Raw genomic sequence first — 22127 nt, forward strand, 5'->3', positions numbered from 1 at the left:
TCTCCTTACAATAGATTTTTATCTTGTAAGACTGCTGTTAGTTTTGTGCGTAATTCCTCGAGATCGATAATGTTTTCCAGAACGACCACATCACCCAGGCTCGCTCCGCCTTCAGCAATGTCTCTGGCAAGAAAAAACACATCTGCGCTCCCAGGCGTAGCGGAGCCCAGATCGGAATGATCTACTTCCACACCCTCTACGCCCATCTCATTCAATAGCTGCTTAATATTCATTTCCACCATAAAGCTTGTTCCCAGACCAGAACCACAAACTGTTAAAATTTTCATTTTTTATCGTCTCCTTTTTTTTGCATCATGGCTATAATTTCGTCCGCTGTTGTAGCTTCTTTCAAACGGTTTAACGAATCGTCGTTGACCAGAAACGAAGTCAATTCCGTCAGCGCCTTTAAGTGCAACTTATTGTCAATCGCCGCTAGGCAAATAAACATATCAATCGCATGCTCCGGCTGATCAAGCAACAACACCGGTTTTTTCACTCGCAACAGCGACATCCCCAATTTCTGCACACCTTGTTCCGGCCTTGCATGTGGGATAGCAATTCCTTTGCCGACATGAATAAAAGCACCGATTTCCAAAACTCTATTAATCATTGCCTGTGTGTAGTCAGGTGTAATATAGTTCTGTTCCTCTAATGGTTTGGCTGCTAGTTGAATCGCTTCCTTCCAATCCAGGGGAGCATCCGTGAATCGAATTTTATCTACAGTTAAAAGCTCGGACAACATAGGGGAATGACTCCTTTCAATTGAACGCATCTGTCGTAAATGATTTGTTAAATCTGTATAAAGTGCTTTTTCGCTTTTAATCGTGGCATGTTTCCGTATGGTAGCCATTAATTCATCTATGGGCACCGCAGAAGGTACGGGCAGATCAAAATCAGCAGCAACAGCTTGTTGCAAATAATCTTCTTCTAATGCGGTTAATAATGGGCGAGTCAAGTAAACAGGTTTGGATGATTCCAAATAAATAGTAGAAAAAATCATGTCATAGCTATCCGGAGATATCTGTTTTAATTCCGCAACCGAATGTGATTCCGTAAAATGCACGCCCGGAAATAGCTGACACAATTGCGTCCGTAACATCATGGAGGAACTGATCCCGTTTGGACATACAATTGTAGCCCGGTATACTTTAGGTTCAGGTTCTAATCTGCGGACATGCCCCCCGAACAAAATGGTAAAGTATCCAACCTCTTCATCCGAGATCCACTCCCCTGTAAAATCAGACAATGGCTTCAACGCTTGCTTGACCAGTTTGAACAGGGCATCATGTTCTGCTTTGATAGTGTCAATTAAAGGATTAGATAAAGGCACTTCACACATAATCCTAAAGTAAGCCGGTACCAAATGCTTGTACAAGATCGATTGTAAAATAGGTTTTTCTTTAAAGGGTACTAGGGTCAGGCGTTCTACTTCCCTGATAATTTCGTCAGATACATAACTCAGCTCTTCACTGGGATAAATATGGGGCACGCCCTGCGTAGCTGACAATAATTGAATCGTTAGATATACGATCTCCATCTCATGCACTTCATTAAACAAATAAGCGGATAATTTCTTGCCCATCAGAAAGAGTGGTTGTTGTTGTATTAACTCTGTTTGCTTAACGGGCAAAAGCAGTGCATTACGCCCATAGCGGAATTGCAGAAACAACAGCTCATAAATAAGTTGATCCAGCCTGTTACCCACAAAGACGACCTGATACTCATGAGCCATATCGGTTAATTGCTGCTTGATCGTTGTACTCGCATCTTCATATTTCCAACTATCCATCACCTGCTTGATACCCGGGCGTCCCATCGGCAACTGTAATAGTGTCCCAATACATACCGATGCAAATCGCCGCTTGTGACGCTCTTCTCCCTCCAATTTAAAACCGTCCGTTCGGTTATAATCTAATTTGACACCTTCTCCCTGACAAAGCGCACGTAGCTTTTTGACATCTGCCAAGGCCGTATTCCTGCTTACCTGGAGCAAAGACTGATAATGAACGATCGAAATCGGCTCCCGCCGGATATACGTGTATAAATAAATCAAATACAGTCGTTCATTCTCTTGAAAAACCAGTTGCTTGCGACCAAGTGATAACTCCTCATTTTTCCAGTATTTCTTAACTCTTTCGTCAATCTTAAACCCCATTTCAATTACTTCAATCTTCGGTAATTCCAACTCAATTAGTCCGGTATTTAATTTATTCAGCGTATATTCAAACTGTCGAGGCGATAAATTCAATTGAAGTCTCAACTCCGGAATTGACAACTTCGGATAGTTAACCATCTGAGTTAGCAATTGCAATGACTTGTGGTCAAACATCTTATGAGCCTCCTTGTGCTTATTATAAATGAAAATTATGAGCCATATCATAGCTGTTGAATCCAATCTTTGTTGTGATGTTGGCAGGTGTATTGGACTGAAATGTCATCCTTTACTTACATGCGAAAGGCAAGAGGCTCCTGTAAAATCAATAGCGTGACTTGTAGAGGGGAAGGCAATAATTCTACAAAACAGGTATGCCCTCTACAGGATGCGCTCAAACGCAAGAAATAAATGGGGATAAGGATTATACACCAAGTCATGTGCTTCTGAGCGGAATAAAACTATGGGAATATTAATTAAGAATTGAAGCTAAGTCACACGCCAAAATAAAAAAACACGCCCATGTGGCGTGTTTTTTATGATAACGGGATCTTTAGTTTAAAGAACCTACCCAATCAATTCCCCTAAACCCTTACTTCCAAATCTCGTCCGCAATCTCTTTAATGAAGGCAAGCTTTTTCCACTGCTGCTCTTCTGTCAAAATATTGCCCTCTTCTGTCGAAGCGAAGCCGCATTGTGGGCTAAGGCAGATGTGGTTAATATCCACAAATTGAGTGGCTTCCTTAATGCGGTTAATGACCGTCTGCTTGTCTTCCAGCTCACCTGTTTTGGAGGAAACGAGACCCAAGACGATCTGCTGCTGGCCTTTCAGATGCTTCAGCGGTGTAAAATCGCCTGCACGGTCGGTATCAAATTCGAGGTAGTAGCCGTCGATGTTGTCGATGCCGAACAGGGTTTCAGCAACTGGCTCGTAGCCACCGGAGGATGCCCAGGTGGAATGGTAGTTACCACGGCATACGTGGGTTGTAACGACCAAATCGGCTGGAAGATCATTTACGGTTTCCTGATTCACGCGGGCGAACAGCTTTTTGGTATCTTCCACATTCTCACCCGCATGCTGTCTGGCTTCCCAATAGTTTTTATCGCAGAGCATGCCCCATGTGCAATCATCCAGCTGCAAGCTGCGGCAGCCCTCATTATAGAATGCTTGAATCACGGATTTGTAAGCTTTGGCGATATCCGTCACCAGCTCATCCAGGTTGCTGTAATAGGTATCGGTTGTTTCTTTGTTCTCTCCACGCAACAACTCGGCCAGGAATTGCGCAGGTGCCGGAATGGTTTGACGTGCAATGGCATCCTCACCTGCTACTTGCTTCAAGAATTTGAAGTCTTCAATGAAAGGGTGACGGGAGTGACCGATTTTACCAGTCAAGCGTGCGGTTTCCGCTCTTGTTTCCACGCCTTGGAATTGGTAACCGTTCGAAAGCTCTACCTTTTCCACGCCATCCAGGCCCCACATAAAATCAAGATGCCACCAAGAGCGTCTGAATTCGCCGTCTGTCACAGCTTTAAGTCCTACGGATTTTTGCTTTTCTACCAGCTTTGTAATTTCGTTGTCTTCAATCTTTCTCAGTTCATCCGCAGAGATTTCGTTGTTTTGAAATTTGATTCTGGCGTCTTTGATCGCTTGCGGACGCAGAAAGCTGCCGACCATATCATGTCTGAAAGGGGTCACTTTTCGTTGGGATGCATTGTCAAGGATGCTGCTCATTAGGGTTATCTCCTTTTTCACTTCTGTAGTGAAGTTCTTGTAAGAAAGATAACACACATTTTCAGTTATAATGTAACTCCAATAAACTATAGCTAGTTATAGCCTAAAGCTATACCAAACTTTTTACTCGCCTATCGCCTCATGCAGCGCTTCTACATAGACGGAAGCCAGCTTGGAGAGCGCAGCATTTTTATGACAAATCCATCCCACATTAATAGACTCCTCACATTCCAAAGGTACGGAAATAATCTCGTTACCGTTCAGATCCGCACTGATCACCCCGGTAGAAATGGTATACCCGTTCAGGCCAATCAGCAGATTGAAAAGGGTCGCCCGGTCATTGACACGAATGCTTTTCGGATGCGACAGCGTGCTCAGAATCTCCTCGGAAAAGTGAAAAGAATTGTACTCCCCTTGCTCAAAGGACAGATACGGATAAGGATGAAGCTGATCAATGGTTACGATGGACTGTCGGGATAGCGGATTATTGGTGCTGATGAAAATATGCGGCTTGGCCGTAAACAGGCTGTTAAATTGCAAATTTGCATCTTTTAGCAGCTTATTAATCACCTTGGCGTTAAATTCGTTGAGATACAAAATTCCAATTTCGCTGCGCAAGCTTTTGACATCCTGTATGATTTCATGGGTTTTCGTCTCCCGCAAAGCCAGCTCATACTCGTCCTGTCCATATTGATTCACCAGATTCACAAATGCATTTACAGCAAAAGCATAATGCTGCGTGGATACGGAAAAATGCTGCGGTGAAGGCTTGGCATCCAGATAGCGACTTTCCAGCAGCTCCGCCTGTTCGACGACCTGACGCGCATAACCGAGAAACTCCACACCCTCCTTGGACAAAGAAATGCCCTTATTGGTACGATCAAAAATCGTGATATGAATTTCTTCCTCCAGATCCCGAATCGCGTTCGACAGACTGGGCTGGGAAATAAACAACCGCTTTGCCGCCTCATTCATGGAGCCACGATTGGCAACCTCGATGACATATTTTAATTGTTGTAAGGTCAATGAATGGTGTCCTTTCCGTTTGTGTTTCTTCTATTATATAACACATGATAACACTGCTGTTTAAGAAACCCCTAAACCCAAAATAACACCTCCTCAAAATGGTAATATCCATTTCAGGGAGGTGCTCTTGTATTATTGCTTTAATTAACGGACTTCACCATTCGTGGTGATCAGTTTTTGGTACCAATAGAAGCTTTGTTTACGAATACGGCGCAAATCTTTGAGATCAAACTCTTCACGATCAACATAGATAAACCCGTAACGCTTACTGGAGCCCTGATGGGTACTAACAAGATCAATCGCAGACCATGGACAGAAGCCGAATACTTCTACGCCATCTGTAATTGCCAGTTGAATCTGATCAATATGTTTTTTGAAAAAGTCAATCCGATAAGGATCATTCACTACATCGCCTTCTTCAAGCTTGTCAAAAGCGCCTAAACCATTCTCCGTCACGATGAGAGGCAAATGGTAGCGGGAATAAATTTGACGCAGCGTGGATCTAAAACCGACCGGGTCAATCTCCCAGCCAAACTCCGTCGTTTGCAGATTAGGATTCACCGAGCCTCTGTATGCTCCTGGCTCACCCACAATTTCATGCTGATCTCCTGTATGTGAAAAATCATTTCCGTCATCCAAGCTTTCTCCTACGGTTTGAGAGGTGTAATAATTAAAGGCGATAAAGTCTGGATTTCCCTTCGCTAATATGTCCATATCGCCCTCTTCAATGACAGGCTCATATCCTTTTTCGACCAAATAGCTCCAGGCAATGTGATTGTATCGACCAAATACCGCCATATCCAGATAGAGCCAGTTGCGAATGGCTGCATAGTTGTCAGCCGCCAGCGTATCTTCCGGCTTGGAACTCGCTGGATAAATGACCCCAATATTCGGCGCTGGTCCGATTTTCGCGTCAGGCAGCATCTCATGGCACAACACCATCGCTTTCGCCTGCGCTACTAACATATGATGATTCTGTTGGTAAAGTACCTTTTGCGGATTTTCCAGGCTTGTATCTAAAGTTCCGATGGAGCCGGGATGGAGAATCAGCATATTTTGCTCATTGATGGTTAACCAATATTTCACCCTGTCTCCAAAGTTCTCATACAATGTTTTGGCATACTGCTCGAAGGCGTCAATCGTCTCCCTGTTCGACCATCCGCCTTGTTTTTCAAGAGCATAAGGCAGATCAAAATGATACATAGTAACAATCGGTTCAATACCATATTTAATGAGTTCGTCAATTAATGAGCTGTAAAACGCGATTCCCTTCTGATTAACTTCACCTGCGCCCTGTGGATAAATACGTGTCCAGGCAATAGAGAAACGATACGCTTTAAAGCCCATTTCAGCCATCAAAGCTACGTCTTCTTTGAACATATGGTAATGATCACTGGTTACCTTAAAATCAGTGACCCCTTCGACGTGATTAGCCATGTCAATGACAGAGGGTCCTTTTCCATCTTCGTCCCATGCACCCTCTACTTGATAAGCGGAAGTTGAACCTCCCCAGAAAAAATCTTCGGGAAATGCCTTCAATTGATCATGTTTCATGATATAGTCCCTCCAGTTATAGTTATATCCTTCTGATGTTCGCAATCCATGTATATGATGATGACGCTTTCCTGTATCACACAACCAAAGTTAACAATACTTCGTTTTTCTGAACCTGCTCCTGATTTGTCTCGAATACGTCCACTTTATTTTTAGTAAGTGTAACGATGACAGGGGTCACAGTATCGTATCCTGCTTCTATAATCTGTTCCCTGTCAAATTGGATTAACAAATCGCCCTGTTTCACACTGTCCCCCTCTTTAACCACTGGATTAAAATGCTTCCCTTTCAGAGCAACTGTGTTAATTCCGATATGAATCAATATCTCTGTACCCGCATTTGAAGTCAAGCCTATCGCGTGTCCTGTGGGGAACAGCGAGGTTACAACTCCATCTATCGGCGCTACGACCTCACCGACAGACGGTTCAATGGCTAACCCTTTTCCCATGGCCTCTGTAGAAAATGCAGAATCATTCACTTGGCTCAGTGGTGTAGTCTTGCCTGTGATCGGGCTGTATATCGTTTCTTTCTTGATGTCGACGGCCACGGGTTCTTCTGTATTCACGGATTCATCCATTTCCGGGGCCTCCCCCTTAACCTTGCTTTCATACCCAAAAATAAGAACCATTAGCGTTGCAGCTATAAATGAACATGCAATGGCGATAACGTAAATTAAGGTTGGCGTATATACTGGAATAGCAAAAATATTATGAAAAACATAAGCTGTCATTTTCACCCCAAAATGTCCATTGATGGCTCCGCCTATAGCCCCAGCGATAATGACAATAGGAATGACACGTTTAAAGCGAAGCACCAGACCATACACAATCGGCTCTGTCACACCAGCCAGCAATCCTGTAATACTCGTGGAACCGGCAAGAGTTCTAAGTGTTTTATCTTTTTTCGCCTTCAGGAAAATACCAAATGCGACACCAATTTGAGCAAATACTGCTGCTGCAGCCATCGCCTCAATCGGATCACCGCCAACACCGATATTTTGAATCGTGATGGGTGTAAACCCCCAGTGAAGTCCGAAGACGACCATAAAGGTCATAAAACCGCCAAGAACAATCCCTGACAAAATGCCACTTACACCGATTAACCATGTCACACCTGAAGAAATCCAATCTCCTACCCCTGTACCGAAAGGTCCGAATGCGATCGCAGATAGCGGAACCATAATCATTAAAGCCAGCATCGGAACTAAAAAAAGCTGTAGATCCTTAAGAATGATCTTCTTCAAAAACTTGTCTACCAACGCATATATGCTGATGGATATGAAAACCGGGAAAACACTGGCCGAGTAGTTCATCATGACCACCGGTATTCCTAAAAACGATACATCAGAGCCTTTGTCCATCAGCCCCGTAAAGTTGGGTTCCATGAGGGCCGCACCGATGACACCGGCTACATAAGGATTCGCCTTCAGCTTTATACCAAGCGTGATCCCAAGCAAAATCGGCAAAAAGTAAAACACAGCATTCCCCGCAGCAGACAGGATCAGATAGGTATCACTTGTTACAGACATCCACCCCAGCAAGGTCAAAACCGTCAGGAGTGCTTTTATCATCCCCGAGCCCGCCATCGCCGGAATCAGCGGGGAGAAACTGCCGGAAATGACTTCAAAGATTGTAGATATGACCGATGTCTTCTTTCCGCTTGATTCACCAGCCGCAGGAGAGTCCGATCCAAAATCCCTGTTTTTCATGATCTCCGCATATACATAGGCAACGTGGCTCCCAATAACCACTTGAAACTGCCCCCCGCTTTCGACAACAGTAATGATGCCCTCATGCTTCTCTAGCGTTTCTCTTTCAGCTTTTCTTGAATCTTTCAGGTCAAATCTGAGCCGTGTCGCACAATGCACAAGCCCGTTAATATTTTCTTCTCCTCCAACGAGGCGTACGATGTCATCGCCCATTTTCTTATGGTCCATGTTCATTCTCCTTCTGGGCAGATTGTCTTAAAACAAAAAAAATACCTAAACGAAAGGCCTGTGTAATCAAAGAAAATGATCACTGCCATTCATTTAGGTATCGCCTGCTTCACCAGTAACAATCCTTATATTTAAGTTGTGAGCCTACTATAAATCACTCAGAAATCGTTTGCAAGCTTTTTTTCTAGGAACCAGCCATATCGTTTCTGGAAGTCACACGCTGTATATGAATCGTCAAGTACACCTTTTCATCAATCGACATAGCGCTTTCATGCTTGCTTTCCAGGTATTGATTAATCAAATGGGTACATTGAAAAGCCTTCGTGTATTTATCTTTGACCTGCTCATACAAGAAGTTGTCGCCTGAAGCTCGTTGCTCTTGTTCGTTACTCAGCATTCTTTGAGCAAAGTATTGTAAATGGGTAATAAACCGGGAATAGTTGAATGAAGTTTCATCCAATGCCAGCTGATAGTAATCGGTTACAATGTTGAAAATGTCATCAATGACCTCCGTAATCTCAACCGTTTGCTTCATTCCCTGACCGTCTTGCCTTGCATTGACAAAATGCATGGCAATAAAGCTTGCTTCATGCTCGTCCATGTGAATACCAAATTGAGCGTGGATAATATCCAGTGCATTCATACCAATCATAAATTCTTTTTTGTAAAATTTTTTAATTTGCCACAAAAGTGAATTTTTTAGTCCCACGGATTTCCTGTACCGAGAGATAGCAAATTGAATATGATCAATCAAAGAGATATAAATGTTATCACTAAAAATATCTCCCATTTCCTTTTTCGCGTTCCCTACAATTTCATCCGCTACCTTTAAATATTCTACAGATGTTTCTCCAATGAGATCAATTAATTTTTGCGGAATTTTATCGGACTTTAATACAAAAGTTTTTTCTATTTTTTCCTCATCGACCCTCTGACCATTTTTCTTTTTAAAGCCCAGACCATTCCCTATGACAACAAATTCATGACCAACCTGATTTTCGGCCCGAATAACATTGTTGTTAAATATTTGCCGGATGATCATATATCTACTCACCTCATTGATGTAATGACAAAGTTTGTAGTAACAAAAAAAACCAAATAACGACTAAATAATTAGTCATTATTTGGGTATCGCCTGCTAACCAGTAACAATCCCGAAGGTTACTTGCCCCTTCATTCAATTACTTTTACTATAACGCTTTCAAACCAGAATAACAATACAATCATGATTAAAAGTCGTTTGGTAAATATAGATTATGATATAAGTCAGATAAAGATACTGAGCAGCATTACGATGGCAAAAGCACTAAATCCGAGAATAGTTTCCATGACCGTCCACGTTTTCAGGGTTTGCGGTACGGACAGGTTCATGTATTCTTTGACAATCCAGAAGCCGGAGTCATTGACATGGGACAAAATGATCGAGCCTGCTCCTGTAGCCAGTACCAGCAGCTCCGGGCTTACACCCGGCATGGTGACCGCGATTGGAGCGACAATACCCGCCGCAGTCGTCATGGCTACCGTGGCAGAACCGACGGCTGCACGGATCAGACCCGCAATGACAAAGGCAAGCACAAGCGGTGATAAATGTGCATGCTGGGCAAAACCTGCAATCGCGTCACCCACGCCACTGGCGGTCAAAATCTTGTTGAAACCGCCGCCCGCGCCGATCAGCAAGATAATGGAAGCAACCGGACCGAGACAATCGTTCGTAAATTTCAATAACTGTTTACTGTCGAAATTGCGTGCATAACCAAAAGAGTAGAGCGAGAACAACAAGGCAAGCAGCAACGCAATGATCGGACTGCCGATAAAATCAATGACCTGTCTAAAGCCGTTGGCTTCTGGCAAAATTAGATCAACAATCGTCGCCATCAGCATCAAAATAACAGGCAGCATAATCGTGAAAAGTGTAATACCGAAGCCTGGCAGCTCTCTTTCTCTCGTTTCCGTAAATTGCTCCATCAATTCACTGGAGGTTTCCACCTTGATACGTTTGGAAATCCAGCTTCCGTAGATCGGACCCGCAATAGCTGCGGAAGGAAGCGCTACGATGAGCGCAAGGAAGATCGTTTTACCGATGTTGGCGTTAAAAATACCTACGGCCAGCATCGCCGCCGGATGTGGTGGAATCAGACTGTGCACGACTGCCAATCCAGCTACGAGGGAAATCCCGATTTTGATCAGCGACGTTCCCGTATGCTTGGCAATCACGAATACAAGCGGGAACAACAGCACGATACCCACCTGAATGAACACAGGGATACCGCAGATAACAGCGACAACCATCATGGCCCAATGGACGTTTTTCTCACCGAACACCCGAACCATCGTTTTGGCAATCTGCTCCGAGCCGCCAGATTCCGCCATCAACTTACCGAGCATCGTACCCAGACCGAGCACAATCGCGATAAAGCCAAGTACACTGGCCACGCCCTCCTGATAGGCTGTTACGATGCTTTTCAGCGGCATACCTGCGATAAGACCCATAAATACAGCGCCGACAATGAGCGCGACAAAAGGGTTCATTTTGACTTTGGCGATCAGCACAATCAGTCCGATAATAGAAATAAGTGCATACAACAACAAACTTGCGTCATGACTGAGTCCGAATACGGAATACATCACATAACCCCCTTAGTTAAGTAAGCGCTCTCTATGTTTGTTAAAATACAGGGGTTTCCCCTGCTAGTTTTCGATTTTCTCTACGGTTTCCAGCAATGTCCGCTCTCCGCCCACATTCCCGGGGAACACGATATACGGAATACCGCTGAATTTGGCTTCGTCTCCGGTCAACCACACCGGGATACCTGCCGTTACCTGACCAAGTACACGCGCTTTGCGGATGGCAAGGCCCTTGGTCGCCACATCACTGGAAGTGATTCCACCCTTGGCAATGATAAACTTGGGTACCGTCTCAAGCGATTGTACGATTTCGACCAGTGCACCGGATACCGTTTGGCTAATTTTGAAATTGTCAGCTTTGTTATTCACCGTGATCAGCTTGCGGCTACTGTATACAACCACATTGCTGCCCGCAGCCAGTTGTTTGTTGGCTTTTTCTATGACGCGGCTTAATTCCTGTTTGTAGCCAGCAGGATCGAGCACCCGCTCCACATCAATTTCCAGACTCACGATGCCCGGATACGTCAGTAGCTGCTCCAGTTGGCGTGTTGTTTTTTGAACATAGGAACCAACGACGACAATACCACCATGGCCTTCCTGTCCACCTGCAATCAGACGTTCTTTAGGCAAGTAATCCTGGTCAGATATCCCGGCATATGATTTGACAAAGGAAGCGGCTGTACGGAAAATGAACGATTTTCCCTGCTCCTCTGCTTTCAGCAGTCCCAGTGACAACACATCCATATCCGCATACGAAAGCACATTAACGATGATCGGCACATTATGTTGGGCTTGCAGCAAGATGTCTTGAACGGCGTTCGGTCCCTTGCGAATCTGTTCCAGTGAAATGATGAGACATTCCGAGGCTTGAATACGGCCTTCTGTCTTTTCTTCCACCCATGCTGTCAAATCGCCGTTCTTATAGCCGAATACCTTATCCTTGGCAAACTCCGACTCATGTACAGGAATCAGCGTGTCATTCTCCACCATATAGTGGGTGTTGGCGCCCGTCACGCGTCCAGCTTCGAAAAAGGCCGGAATGATCAGATGACCATCGTAGCTCCGTCCGCTCTGACGTGAAATCTCTTCTGCCAGTACGTCTGTTTCCAGCGGATAATACCCACGCAGCATGGAGTCACTGCGACTGATAAAGGTAAATGATTTTCTCTTCTCGGTTGCAACAGCCTGCACATTGCGTGCGATTTCGCGGTTAATCCGTTCTGCGGTCTGCGCATCAAGCCCACGAGTATTGGTCAGGATATAAAAGAGTGTTTCCGGGGAATCAAATGCTTCACGAAGCAATTCTTCATCCCACTGCGTCAAAACGTCGATATCATGAACTGTTTGTACACCTGTTGGGTCATCGTCCAAAACGATAATTTTCCGACCTCTGGTGTCATTTATCCGTTGAATCTCCTGACGAATCCCTTTGTTTTCCCATTCGGAAGGCAGTTTTGCCTGAAAAGCTGACAACGAAGAATATCCTGCTTTTACATTCATGTAATCTCCACCTTATTCAAATTCTGGATTAGCACGCTCTACCTACTCTGCTTTTACCTGTACACCCGCAAGCTTTTCAAAATACTGCACAATCCCGCCGTGATCGTCTGCGGCTTTTCCGTCCACTTTCAGTGCGTGGAATATCTCCAGCAGTTGGCTGCTAAGCGGCAATGGCACCCCGATATCATGAGCCGTTTCCATAACATTCGTCATGTCCTTGAGATTAATATCAATACGTCCGCCAGCCACAAAATTACGTTCCAAAATCAGAGGAACTTTAGCGTCCAGTACCGCACTGCCTGCCAATCCGCCACGGATAGCCTGGTACATTTTTTCAATATTAATGCCCGCCTTGGCTGCAAATACGAGCGCTTCGGACATGGCCGCGATATTCAGATTAACAATAATCTGGTTAGCAAGCTTTGCCGTTGCACCGCAGCCGTTATCACCAACCAGGGTGACATCCTGACCCAACACATGCAGAACATCCAAGATATGTTCAAACACGGACTCTTTTCCACCAACCATAATCGCCAATGTCCCATCAATTGCTTTCGGTTCGCCACCGCTGACAGGTGCATCCAGCATATGCAGACCAGCGTCAGCAGCTTTCACCGACAGCTCTTTGGAGACAACGGGGGAAATGGAACTCATATCCACAATAACGCTTCCAACACTAGCCCCTTTTAAAATCCCGTTCTCGCCCAAAACCACTTCCTTCACATGGTTGGAATTCGGCAGCATTGTGAAAATGATCTCGCTGCGCTCCGCAACTTCCTTGGGAGAGGCGGCTGCATGTGCCCCTGATGCAACCAGAGCAGCGACTGCCTCCTGATTAATATCGAATACAGTGAGTTCATAATCCGCTTTCAAAAGATTCAACGACATCGGACGACCCATAATACCTAATCCAATAAATCCAATTTTCTTTGTCATGTTAAAGTCCTCCGTAGCTTTTCAAATCGATTTCCTATTCAGGATTTTTATAAAAATCCATTTGTAAACGCTTTTTATCACATGTAAGCGCTATTAATTTGTCTTTACATTTGAAATTGTACACAATAAATTCATTTTTGTATACAAAAATTTAAAATTTGTATCAATTTTTATCGAACACATAGGATAAACGTTGTTTAACCTCCGTCTTTTCGCTAAAGTAGACGTAGAGGTGAATGACCATGCAGTACAGCAGCAATAACTCCCGAACGGCGCACCAGCAATCCTATGAAACGTTGCGTGATATGATCCTGAACGGAACAATTCCTCAGGGAACCAAGTTGGTCGAGGAAAAACTTGCCACGCAGCTCGGTGTGAGCCGGACACCTATCCGGGAATCCATCCGCAAACTGGAGCAGGAAGGGCTTATCGTTAACAAGCGTGTAGTCAAGCTATCTGAAACGGACCTGCGTAACACCTTTGAGCTGCGGATGCTGCTCGAAGGACATGCGGCGCGAAGTGCAGCGGCCTACCTGTCCGAGACAGAACTGCTGGCTTTGGAGCAATGTGTGGAAATTGGGCGCTCCGGCTCGCTGGATGAGGTGATGCAGGCGAATAAAGAGTTTCACGAAATCATTATGAGCGCCAGCAATAATTCGATGATGATTGATTTATTTGACCGGATGCAATCCGTCATTTATTTATTCCGTCATACGGTCGTCTACTATCATCGCCCCTTTCTGATTGACGAGCATCAGCACATTTGCAAAGCAATTCGGGCGCATGATGGTGACACGGCAGAACGGCTGATGAAGGAGCATCTTCAAGCGGATTTGGATTTTTGTCTGCATCTGATCAGATAGGCTTTTCCATTCTCCATTTCTATGCCATGCCAAAAAGACCGCTAAACACTTGAGTCCTTGTGCTTAGCGGTCTTTTTGGGTATGAAATTCTTGGATGGTCGAATGCCTAACCCTCTTTTCCTCCCCGAAATACGTCTTTGGCGATTTGAATAGCTGAGGCGGCTCGGGGCCATCCTACATAAAAGGCAAGCTGTGTGATTACCTCGACCAGTTCTTCTTCCGATAATCCGTTATCCTTGGCCAAATTCAGATGATAGGGAAGCTGACCCCCATGCTCACCCGCTACCAATGCGGAAACGGTTATGAGACTCCGTTCTCTGAGAGATAGCTCGCTTCTTCTCCATACATCGCCAAAAAGAACATTTTCCGTATAGTTCACAAAAGCGGGCGCAAAATCCCCAACCTTTTCCCGTACACTCGATGTGATTAATTTATGCTTCATTTATTCAACACTTCCCTTCGTTCCTGATATGCAGTTATGCAGATCGTATGCAGATGTGCAGTTTCCAGCTATAAAATCATCTGGGCAAGTCCGTTGCCAAAGGACCAATCCTCTAATTCCGTTTCCACCAGTGTTACAAATATATCCTCCGGCCTGATCTTGCATTCGGTGGATAAGAGTTCGGCTAACCTTTGGTAGAAACTCTTTTTTTGCTCCGTAGTTCTACCCGATCCGAGCGTAATTTGGATATAGAGCAGCTTGTCTGTTCTGGGTATATCCAAATAATCCGGACTATAATAAAACTCGCTTTGCTTATGAGCATGAAAAACCTGAAAATAATCCTTTGCCGGTACCTGAAAATGCTCAATCAAGGCATTCAAAATACAGTGGCTAATGCAGGGCAGTTCTTGCTCTGTGTATTGCTGCTCCATGTAACCTACGCGTACAAATGGCATGTTCATCTCTCCTGTCCGTTGGGATAAATTAATTGTACTCTATCTATTTTCATCTATATAATTGAAAATAATCATAAATATATTCATTTTTATCGATGGAGATGAGTGTTCATGGATCTGAAAGAGCTAACCACGTTTCGTACCATTATCGAAGAAGGAACCTTTTCAAAGGCAGCCGCCAAATTAAACTACGCACAGTCTACAGTAACCAGCCAAGTTCAGAGACTGGAGAAGGAGCTGGGATTTCAGCTTTTTAAAAGAGGATGGGATGCGGAATTAACCGCTGCGGGCAAATATTATGCGGAAGAGGTAGATGGACTTATTCAGCATTGGAATTATGTATTGGATCAGGCCAAGTCCTTGAAAAAAGAGGAGATCGGCACGCTGCATATCGGGGTAATTGAAACGGCAGCGGCTACCGTGCTACCCGAGGTTCTGCGTCAATTTCGGGAGCATAAGCCGAATATGACGTGCCATTTTACAGTAGGAAACACAGATGCGCTCTCGAATGCTCTGATGGAGAACACACTTGATTTTGCAATTTGCGGGGAACCATACTCGATTCCTTCCCTGCACTTTGAACCTGTGTATCACGAACAGATTGCTTTTATCGTATCCTGTGATCATCCCTTTGCGGCCAAAAGCGAGCTTCATCTAGAAGACCTGTATGAATACCCGCTGATCGTTGGAGGGAAGAACTGCCTGTACCATATTCGGCTGGAAAAAGAGCTTTCGCGCTTTCCGTCGATGCCATTTTTTTATATTGTCAGTCAAATCTCATCCATACCGTCATTTGTTAAAGCAATTCCTTCGGTCGGAGTAATTCTATCGTCGTTACCTGTGTCGGATGAACTCATCACGATTCCACTACAGTTAACAGACCCGGCTATTCCCGTTGGACTATTACACAGCAGCCAGCACCATCAATACATGTCTTCGGCGCGAAAGCTGCTGATGCAACTGATTAAGGAGCTTTATATGCGATAGCTCCAATGCAAAAACTACTAATAAGCTATATGCGCAAGCCAACTTAGCATAAAGAAAAAGCCGCCAAACACTCAGAAATCTGGTGTTTAGCGGCTTACTATTATGAAAACCAGAGGGAGTGGTCCCTCTTCTTATTTTTTTATTTTTGTGATGCCAGTTATTTCGCTTCGAGCGGTTTTTTCCACAGTCCCAGAATGAGCGCGGAAATCACGGAGCCAATCGCAACTGCAAGCAAGAACAGCAAAGCATGATTGGCAAGAGCTGCTACAAAAATTCCGCCATGTGGAGCTGGAAGATTGATTTTCCAGAACTGCGTCAAACCACCAGCAATCGCTGAACCTACAATACAAGAGGTTAGGACGCGCAGAGGGTCAGCAGCTGCGAATGGGATTGCTCCTTCCGTAATGAAAGATAAGCCGAGTACATAGTTCGTCAAACCAGACTTGCGCTCTTGCTCAGTAAATTTATTTTTGAAGAACGTCGAAGCTAATGCGATCGCCAGCGGAGGTACCATACCGCCCGCCATAACAGCAGCCATCATAGCCCCGTTCGTGTTACCACTGGAAGTAAAGACACCGATTGAAAATGCATAAGCCGCTTTGTTGAAAGGTCCACCCATGTCAATCGACATCATTCCACCCAGGATCAGACCCAGAATAACCGCATTACCCGTTCCTAAATTGTTCAGAACATTGACAAGCCACGTATTAATACCACCGAAAATCGGATCGAACAGGTAGAACATAATCGCGCCTGTAATTAGGAGTCCAAATACCGGGTATAACAGGATTGGTTTTAAACCATCCAGCGCTTTCGGCAGACCTGCAAAAGCTTTACGCAGGAAGATAACTACATAACCAGCCAGGAAACCTGCTGCCAGACCGCCAAGGAAACCGGCATTAGAGTTTACAGCCATCAGACCACCAACCATACCTGGCATCAGTGCCGGACGATCCCCAATACTCATCGCGATAAAACCGGCCAGTACCGGGATCAGGAAGTGGAACGCACCCGTTCCGCCGCCAATGGTTTGTAGCAGCTTGAAGATCGGATTATCTGCTCCTGCTACCTGCTCGAACAGGAAGGAAATCGCTAACAAAATCCCCCCGCCTACAACAAATGGCAGCATATGAGAAATACCATTCATTAAATCCTTATAAATTTTACTACCGACGCTGCTCTTCTCCGCTTTCGACTCTTCAGCGCTGCCTTTACCTTCACTACGATAAATTGGCGCATCGCCGTTCAGCGCTTTGCGGATCAGTTCTTCGGATTTACGGATACCGTCACTTACCGGTCTTTGCAATACAGGCTTGCCGTCGAAGCGGGCCATTTCGACCTTCTTGTCGGCTGCGACGATTACACCTTTGGCACGACGAATTTCATCCGGGGTCAGTACGTTTTGCGCACCTTCCGAGCCGTTCGTTTCTACCCGGATATTTACACCCATCTCTTTCGCTTTCTTAATGAGAGCGTCTTCAGCCATAAACGTGTGCGCGATACCTGTAGGGCAAGCGGTAACCGCAACCACAAACTCGTCAGAATCCGGGTTGCCAACGATAACGTCTGGCGTTTGCTGTGCTTTGGCAGCTTCTTTCTTCGCCTCTTTTGCTTGCTTGGCTGTTTCTACTTCGGCCTGCTTGGTATCAAACAGCTCAGATACTTCATCCGGTGTCTGCGTACTCATAAGCTTTTCGATGAAATCGGTATCAATTAATAACCGGGAAAGTGCCGCCAGTGTGCGAAGATGCGTATTTGCTGCTCCCTCTGGAGCCGAAATCATGAAAAATACGTTCGCTGGCTCTCCATCCAACGATTCGAAATCTACACCTTTACTACTTTTTGCAAAAACGACAGTCGCTTCATTCACAGCTTTGGTCTTGGCATGCGGCATCGCAATGCCGCCGCCGATTCCGGTGCTGGATTCTGCTTCGCGTTTGTAAATCATTTCCTTGAACAATGCCCGGTCATTAATGCGTCCGCTGGCTTCGAGACTGGCGATGAGTTCCTCAATCGCCCCGTCTTTTGTCGTTGCCTGCAAGTCCATGATCATCGTTTCTTTAATCATCAGGTCTGTTATTCTCATTTTTCACACTCTCCTATGTTCGATCAGCGTGTCGACACACGCATAATAAGCTCATGATGTAGCTGGATTACCATTTTGAAATCGTGACTTGCGGCCGTAATTGTTCAATTTTCTCTCTTGTAGCCAGATCATCAGAGAACGCAGTTGCGCTTCCGGATGCCACACCCGCACGGAATGCTTCGATCGGGTCGCCATGAAGGGCCAGCGTACCCACAAATCCAGCAATCATAGAATCACCTGCGCCTACAGAATTTTTAACCGTTCCTGCCGGTACATTAGCGTGATACACTTCGTTTGCCGTAATGAGCAAAGCGCCTTCTCCTGCCATGGAAATCAGTACATTCTTAGCCCCTGCCTCCAGTAGCTTACGGCCGTAAGTGACAATCCCCTCCTTGGAGTTAATAGTAACGCCAAACAACTCAGCCAGCTCATGGTGATTCGGCTTGACGAGCAGCGGTTTATGAACCAGTGCCTTCATCAGCGCTTCACCTGTGGTGTCGATGACGAATTCAGCCCCGGTCTGCTGGCATACGCTAATCAACCGATCATAGAAGTCTCCTCCTAGTGACGGCGGGATGCTTCCAGACAAGACGACAATGTCATTTTTCTGGAGACTCGACAGCTTTTGCACCAGCGCATCTGCCTCTTGCTCATGTATAGCAGGTCCCAAGCCGTTGATTTCCGTCTCATCGCCATGCTTGAGCTTAATGTTGATCCGTGTATCATCTTCGATGATTACAAAATTAGTTTTAATGGATTCTTCCCGCAATGTATCGTTGATAAACCTGCCTGTGAATCCTCCGAGAAAACCAATAGCCGTGCTGTCTGCTCCCAACTGATTCAACACTCGCGATACATTAATTCCCTTGCCGCCCGGCAGTTTCAAATCACGTTTCATCCGGTTCAAATCACCTAGCTTCAAGTCGTCAACTTCCACGATATAATCAATGGAAGGGTTCAGCGTTACTGTATATATCATCGTTATCCCTCGATTATCTTAGTTTTCTGAGCAATGGATCGGCGTGATCGTTCAGGCACCGATTCTGTAATAAGGATAGCTTCCTTCAGTTCGAACAACTTGGCAAAGGTAACTTCACCAATCTTGCTGGAATCGGCCAACACATACGTTTTGCCTGATAGCTGATGGGCACGCCGTTTAATCAGCGCTTCTTCAGGATCAGGAGTGGTATACCCCATTTCCACGTCTACCCCGTTCGTTCCCAGAAAGCACTTGTCGAATCGAAAATTGTCCAAATTCTGCAGGGCAATACTCCCGATTACGGCTTTGGTATGAATTTTCATCATCCCTCCCAGTAGATAGCTTCTGATTCGCTTGCTTACCAGGGCTTCTACGTGGGATAGGCCATTTGTCACGACCGTCACGTCTTTAGCTTCAATGTAAGGAATCATCGCCATCGTTGTTGTTCCCGCATCCAGATAAATACATTCGCCATCCAAAATTTCTTTGGCGGCCATACGGGCGACTGCGTTTTTCTGTTGAACGTTTTTGAATGCTTTTTCTTCCATGCCAGGTTCCTGACTTTTCTGATTCAGCAAGGAAGCCCCGCCATGAATCCGCTTTAGCAACTGACGGGCTTCAAGATCAATTAAATCACGCCGAATCGTTGATTCAGAAGCGCCCAACAGATCGACCAATTCCTGCAACTTTACAACACCGCATTCTTGTAAGCGCTGTATTATTAACTTGTATCTTTCTTCCGTCAGCATCTTCATTCCCCCAACTGTTCATATCGTACCATAATCCTCACAAAAAACAATCATTTTTCTTCAAAAAGATTCAAAAAACTTCATTCCAACTTCATTTTTTTACAAAATGGTGAATTCCTGCTCCAATCATCATGATCGCGTTTACATTGAAAGGAAAAGCCATCCATTTTTATGTAAATTCATTCTTCTTACATAGGAATTCAGCAATAAACGTTCAAAAACGTTCTGATGCTTCCATCAGCATCATTTTACCACAACAAAAAAGCTAAACACTCGGGTTGGTCCCCTCTGTGCTTAGCAGATTTCGGCCATTTAACCATTTACGATTCCGATGACGAAGCCATCATAGCCTTTGCTCCCTACCGTCTGAATGGCTGTAGCTGTAATCCTCGATTCTTCAGCCAGCAAATCATAAAATTTTCTTACCCCCTGTATACGAGGGTCTGTGCTTAAGGCTTGAATGACTTCTCCTTCACGGATGACGTTATCGCCAATAATCACCGTGCCAGGATGCGAAAAACGGAGTGCCCAAGCTAGATACAATGGATTATTCGGTTTATCTGCATCAATAAAGATTAGATCAAAAGGGGCAACGCATTCTTCCTCCATCTGTGCTAACTGTTTTAATGCGTCTCCCTCACGAAGTTCGACCATTCCATCCAATTGGGCCAACGCTATGTTGGACCGGGCTGTTTCAGCATGAAGCGGATTGGCTTCCAGCGTAACAATTTTTCCGTCCTTCGGCAACGCCCTTCCCAGCCAGATTGTACTATATCCTCCCAAAGTACCGATCTCCAGCACGCGTTGTGCACCTTGCATTTGAGCAAAGATATTTAACAGTTTTCCCTGATTGGGTGATACATCATACGGAGGCAATCCCGCTTTTTGATTAGCAGCCAGTACCTGTTCCAGAATAGCATCATGCGGAATGAGACGATCCGAAATATACTGGTCTACTTGATCCCATGGGTTCGTTTGATTCGTTTGATTCATTTGCTCCACTCTCCTTTGTATTAACTTACACTTTGATTGTAAATGAATTATTATTATAAAAATAATATATGTTTTTGCGTTATTTATAATCTAAATATATGAATGATCGAAAAAGGAGAGTTCTACAATGAACCTGCATGCGTTACGTTTATTCCATGTGGTCGCCTCCACCGGAGGTGTGACACGAGCCTCTGAACTATTAAATATCAGCCAACCTGCTATTACCGCTCAAATTAAAAAATTCGAAAAAGAAATATCCCTCACACTGCTCATGCCGCTGGGAAGAGGAATTGCCTTGACCGATGCTGGTGAAAAGCTTGCTTTACTCGCCAAACGGCTCTTTGCCGTTGAACAGCAAATCGAACAATTTTCACAGGATTATCGTGATGGAACCCATGGGCATATCCGGCTGGCTGCTACTTATTTACCGGCTCATTTTCTAATTCCGACCTGGATTGCGAAGTTCAAGCAACAATATGAACACGTTGAAATGACGATTAACACAACCAATTCCAATGATGCATTGAAGCAGCTATTAAATATAGAAGTGGACTTTGCCGTCTATGGGGGACTGCCAGAGCAACACCCAGATACGATTGAGACAGAAGAATTGTTTCGTGATGAGCTATGGTTTGTCGTCGCACCGGATCACCGATACGCTAATCAGCAGGTCACTTTATTAGAGATGATGCATGAACCCTTTGTTATGCGTGAAAAGGGAAGCTCGACACGGGAGCGATTGTTTTCCTTATGTCGAACCTACAATGCTCCAGTTCCCCAGATCACCCTGAACTTCACGGGATTGCATGAGGCCATTACCGCAGTTATTGCCGGATACGGTGCGAACTTTGTGTCTTCGTTGGTCGTACGCGAATATGTAGAACGCGGCGAGCTGTGCCGGGTATACGTCGAAGACATCCAGCTTCAAAATTCAATCGCTATCTGTACCCGCAAAAATGAACCTCTATCTGCCGCTGCCCTGAACCTTATTCAGCTCATCCGCAACCATTCTTATTCATAAATCGGTTTATGCATCTGTAAAAAGCCCTTATCGTGCTGAACACAGCAAAGAGCCATAAGTACGGTGGTACCCGCAGCTATGGCTCTTTTGC

The 22127-nt window shown here is 45.0% G+C and carries 19 protein-coding genes; 3 read left to right on the plus strand and 16 right to left on the minus strand.

Going from position 1 to position 22127, the window contains the following annotated elements; all coding sequences use genetic code 11:
- Positions 1-5: 5 nt before the first annotated feature.
- The 10 genes from ACWXW9_RS23510 to garR all read right to left on the minus strand — a co-directional run bounded on the left by ACWXW9_RS23510 (position 6) and on the right by garR (position 13461).
- A complete protein-coding gene (locus tag ACWXW9_RS23510; RefSeq protein WP_044647107.1) occupies positions 6-287 on the minus strand; it encodes a PTS sugar transporter subunit IIB in 282 nt (93 codons plus the stop codon).
- A complete protein-coding gene (locus ACWXW9_RS23515; protein ID WP_494931420.1) occupies positions 284-2329 on the minus strand; it encodes a BglG family transcription antiterminator in 2046 nt (681 codons plus the stop codon). The genes ACWXW9_RS23510 and ACWXW9_RS23515 overlap by 4 nt, the downstream gene beginning before the upstream one ends.
- A 415-nt stretch (positions 2330-2744) precedes the next feature.
- Positions 2745-3884 carry a 5-methyltetrahydropteroyltriglutamate--homocysteine S-methyltransferase gene (locus tag ACWXW9_RS23520; protein ID WP_494931421.1) on the minus strand — a complete coding sequence of 380 codons (1140 nt, stop codon included), beginning with the start codon at positions 3882-3884 and terminating at the stop codon, positions 2745-2747.
- Positions 3885-4007: 123 nt separating this feature from the next.
- The gene (locus ACWXW9_RS23525) at positions 4008-4910 is read right to left on the minus strand and encodes a LysR family transcriptional regulator (protein ID WP_494931422.1); all 903 of its coding nucleotides are present in this window, start codon (positions 4908-4910) and stop codon (positions 4008-4010) included.
- 144 nt (positions 4911-5054) lie between these two features.
- Positions 5055-6464: a glycoside hydrolase family 1 protein gene (locus tag ACWXW9_RS23530; protein WP_494931423.1), complete on the minus strand. Its 1410-nt coding sequence runs from the start codon at positions 6462-6464 to the stop codon at positions 5055-5057.
- A gap of 76 nt (positions 6465-6540) precedes the next feature.
- The gene (locus ACWXW9_RS23535) at positions 6541-8400 is read right to left on the minus strand and encodes a beta-glucoside-specific PTS transporter subunit IIABC (protein WP_494931424.1); all 1860 of its coding nucleotides are present in this window, start codon (positions 8398-8400) and stop codon (positions 6541-6543) included.
- 184 nt (positions 8401-8584) lie between these two features.
- Positions 8585-9442, minus strand: a complete 858-nt coding sequence (gene licT / locus ACWXW9_RS23540) for a BglG family transcription antiterminator LicT (protein WP_494931425.1) — start codon at positions 9440-9442, stop codon at positions 8585-8587.
- Between the two features lie 224 nt (positions 9443-9666).
- Positions 9667-11025 carry a GntP family permease gene (locus ACWXW9_RS23545; RefSeq protein WP_494931426.1) on the minus strand — a complete coding sequence of 453 codons (1359 nt, stop codon included), beginning with the start codon at positions 11023-11025 and terminating at the stop codon, positions 9667-9669.
- A gap of 63 nt (positions 11026-11088) precedes the next feature.
- Positions 11089-12525 (minus strand): four-carbon acid sugar kinase family protein, encoded by a 1437-nt coding sequence (locus ACWXW9_RS23550; RefSeq protein ID WP_494931427.1) that lies wholly within the window; start codon positions 12523-12525, stop codon positions 11089-11091.
- Positions 12526-12567: 42 nt separating this feature from the next.
- Entirely contained in the window at positions 12568-13461 is an 894-nt protein-coding gene (gene garR, locus ACWXW9_RS23555; RefSeq protein ID WP_494931428.1) for a 2-hydroxy-3-oxopropionate reductase, read from the minus strand.
- A 242-nt stretch (positions 13462-13703) separates the two neighbouring features.
- Between garR and ACWXW9_RS23560 the strand changes: the two genes are divergently transcribed.
- Complete coding sequence (locus tag ACWXW9_RS23560) at positions 13704-14324, plus strand: GntR family transcriptional regulator (RefSeq protein WP_494931429.1); 621 nt, start codon at positions 13704-13706, stop codon at positions 14322-14324.
- Positions 14325-14430: 106 nt separating this feature from the next.
- On the opposite strand, the gene ACWXW9_RS23565 is transcribed toward ACWXW9_RS23560, so the two are convergent.
- Complete coding sequence (locus ACWXW9_RS23565) at positions 14431-14766, minus strand: carboxymuconolactone decarboxylase family protein (protein ID WP_283655405.1); 336 nt, start codon at positions 14764-14766, stop codon at positions 14431-14433.
- A gap of 68 nt (positions 14767-14834) precedes the next feature.
- Positions 14835-15221 carry a tautomerase family protein gene (locus ACWXW9_RS23570; protein WP_494931430.1) on the minus strand — a complete coding sequence of 129 codons (387 nt, stop codon included), beginning with the start codon at positions 15219-15221 and terminating at the stop codon, positions 14835-14837.
- Positions 15222-15332: 111 nt separating this feature from the next.
- Between ACWXW9_RS23570 and ACWXW9_RS23575 the strand changes: the two genes are divergently transcribed.
- Positions 15333-16208 carry a LysR family transcriptional regulator gene (locus ACWXW9_RS23575; protein ID WP_494931431.1) on the plus strand — a complete coding sequence of 292 codons (876 nt, stop codon included), beginning with the start codon at positions 15333-15335 and terminating at the stop codon, positions 16206-16208.
- A gap of 157 nt (positions 16209-16365) precedes the next feature.
- Here the strand turns inward: ACWXW9_RS23575 and ACWXW9_RS23580 are convergent, their stop codons facing one another.
- From ACWXW9_RS23580 to ACWXW9_RS23595, 4 genes are all read right to left on the minus strand, one after another.
- The gene (locus ACWXW9_RS23580; protein ID WP_494931432.1) at positions 16366-18294 is read right to left on the minus strand and encodes a PTS fructose transporter subunit IIABC; all 1929 of its coding nucleotides are present in this window, start codon (positions 18292-18294) and stop codon (positions 16366-16368) included.
- A gap of 67 nt (positions 18295-18361) precedes the next feature.
- Positions 18362-19273 (minus strand): 1-phosphofructokinase, encoded by a 912-nt coding sequence (gene pfkB / locus ACWXW9_RS23585; protein ID WP_431089643.1) that lies wholly within the window; start codon positions 19271-19273, stop codon positions 18362-18364.
- A 2-nt stretch (positions 19274-19275) separates the two neighbouring features.
- Positions 19276-20022: a DeoR/GlpR family DNA-binding transcription regulator gene (locus ACWXW9_RS23590; protein ID WP_494931433.1), complete on the minus strand. Its 747-nt coding sequence runs from the start codon at positions 20020-20022 to the stop codon at positions 19276-19278.
- 312 nt (positions 20023-20334) lie between these two features.
- The gene (locus ACWXW9_RS23595) at positions 20335-21015 is read right to left on the minus strand and encodes an O-methyltransferase (RefSeq protein ID WP_494931434.1); all 681 of its coding nucleotides are present in this window, start codon (positions 21013-21015) and stop codon (positions 20335-20337) included.
- A gap of 127 nt (positions 21016-21142) precedes the next feature.
- Between ACWXW9_RS23595 and ACWXW9_RS23600 the strand changes: the two genes are divergently transcribed.
- On the plus strand, positions 21143-22036 hold the full coding sequence (locus tag ACWXW9_RS23600; protein WP_494931435.1) for a LysR family transcriptional regulator: 894 nt from the start codon (positions 21143-21145) through the stop codon (positions 22034-22036).
- Positions 22037-22127 lie beyond the last annotated feature (91 nt).

This window comes from Paenibacillus sp. LT-B23, assembly GCF_059417685.1.

Bases quoted from the DNA above. Each gene is read 5' to 3' on its own strand.
- ACWXW9_RS23510 (WP_044647107.1), bottom strand. From the start codon at position 287: ATGAAAATTTTAACAGTTTGTGGTTCTGGTCTGGGAACAAGCTTTATG.
- ACWXW9_RS23515 (WP_494931420.1), bottom strand. From the start codon at position 2,329: ATGTTTGACCACAAGTCATTGCAATTGCTAACTCAGATGGTTAACTAT.
- ACWXW9_RS23520 (WP_494931421.1), bottom strand. From the start codon at position 3,884: ATGAGCAGCATCCTTGACAATGCATCCCAACGAAAAGTGACCCCTTTC.
- ACWXW9_RS23530 (WP_494931423.1), bottom strand. From the start codon at position 6,464: ATGAAACATGATCAATTGAAGGCATTTCCCGAAGATTTTTTCTGGGGA.
- ACWXW9_RS23535 (WP_494931424.1), bottom strand. From the start codon at position 8,400: ATGGACCATAAGAAAATGGGCGATGACATCGTACGCCTCGTTGGAGGA.
- licT (WP_494931425.1), bottom strand. From the start codon at position 9,442: ATGATCATCCGGCAAATATTTAACAACAATGTTATTCGGGCCGAAAAT.
- ACWXW9_RS23545 (WP_494931426.1), bottom strand. From the start codon at position 11,025: ATGTATTCCGTATTCGGACTCAGTCATGACGCAAGTTTGTTGTTGTAT.
- ACWXW9_RS23550 (WP_494931427.1), bottom strand. From the start codon at position 12,525: ATGAATGTAAAAGCAGGATATTCTTCGTTGTCAGCTTTTCAGGCAAAA.
- garR (WP_494931428.1), bottom strand. From the start codon at position 13,461: ATGACAAAGAAAATTGGATTTATTGGATTAGGTATTATGGGTCGTCCG.
- ACWXW9_RS23560 (WP_494931429.1), top strand. From the start codon at position 13,704: ATGCAGTACAGCAGCAATAACTCCCGAACGGCGCACCAGCAATCCTAT.
- ACWXW9_RS23565 (WP_283655405.1), bottom strand. From the start codon at position 14,766: ATGAAGCATAAATTAATCACATCGAGTGTACGGGAAAAGGTTGGGGAT.
- ACWXW9_RS23570 (WP_494931430.1), bottom strand. From the start codon at position 15,221: ATGCCATTTGTACGCGTAGGTTACATGGAGCAGCAATACACAGAGCAA.
- ACWXW9_RS23575 (WP_494931431.1), top strand. From the start codon at position 15,333: ATGGATCTGAAAGAGCTAACCACGTTTCGTACCATTATCGAAGAAGGA.
- ACWXW9_RS23580 (WP_494931432.1), bottom strand. From the start codon at position 18,294: ATGAGAATAACAGACCTGATGATTAAAGAAACGATGATCATGGACTTG.
- pfkB (WP_431089643.1), bottom strand. From the start codon at position 19,273: ATGATATATACAGTAACGCTGAACCCTTCCATTGATTATATCGTGGAA.
- ACWXW9_RS23590 (WP_494931433.1), bottom strand. From the start codon at position 20,022: ATGCTGACGGAAGAAAGATACAAGTTAATAATACAGCGCTTACAAGAA.
- ACWXW9_RS23595 (WP_494931434.1), bottom strand. From the start codon at position 21,015: ATGAATCAAACGAATCAAACGAACCCATGGGATCAAGTAGACCAGTAT.
- ACWXW9_RS23600 (WP_494931435.1), top strand. From the start codon at position 21,143: ATGAACCTGCATGCGTTACGTTTATTCCATGTGGTCGCCTCCACCGGA.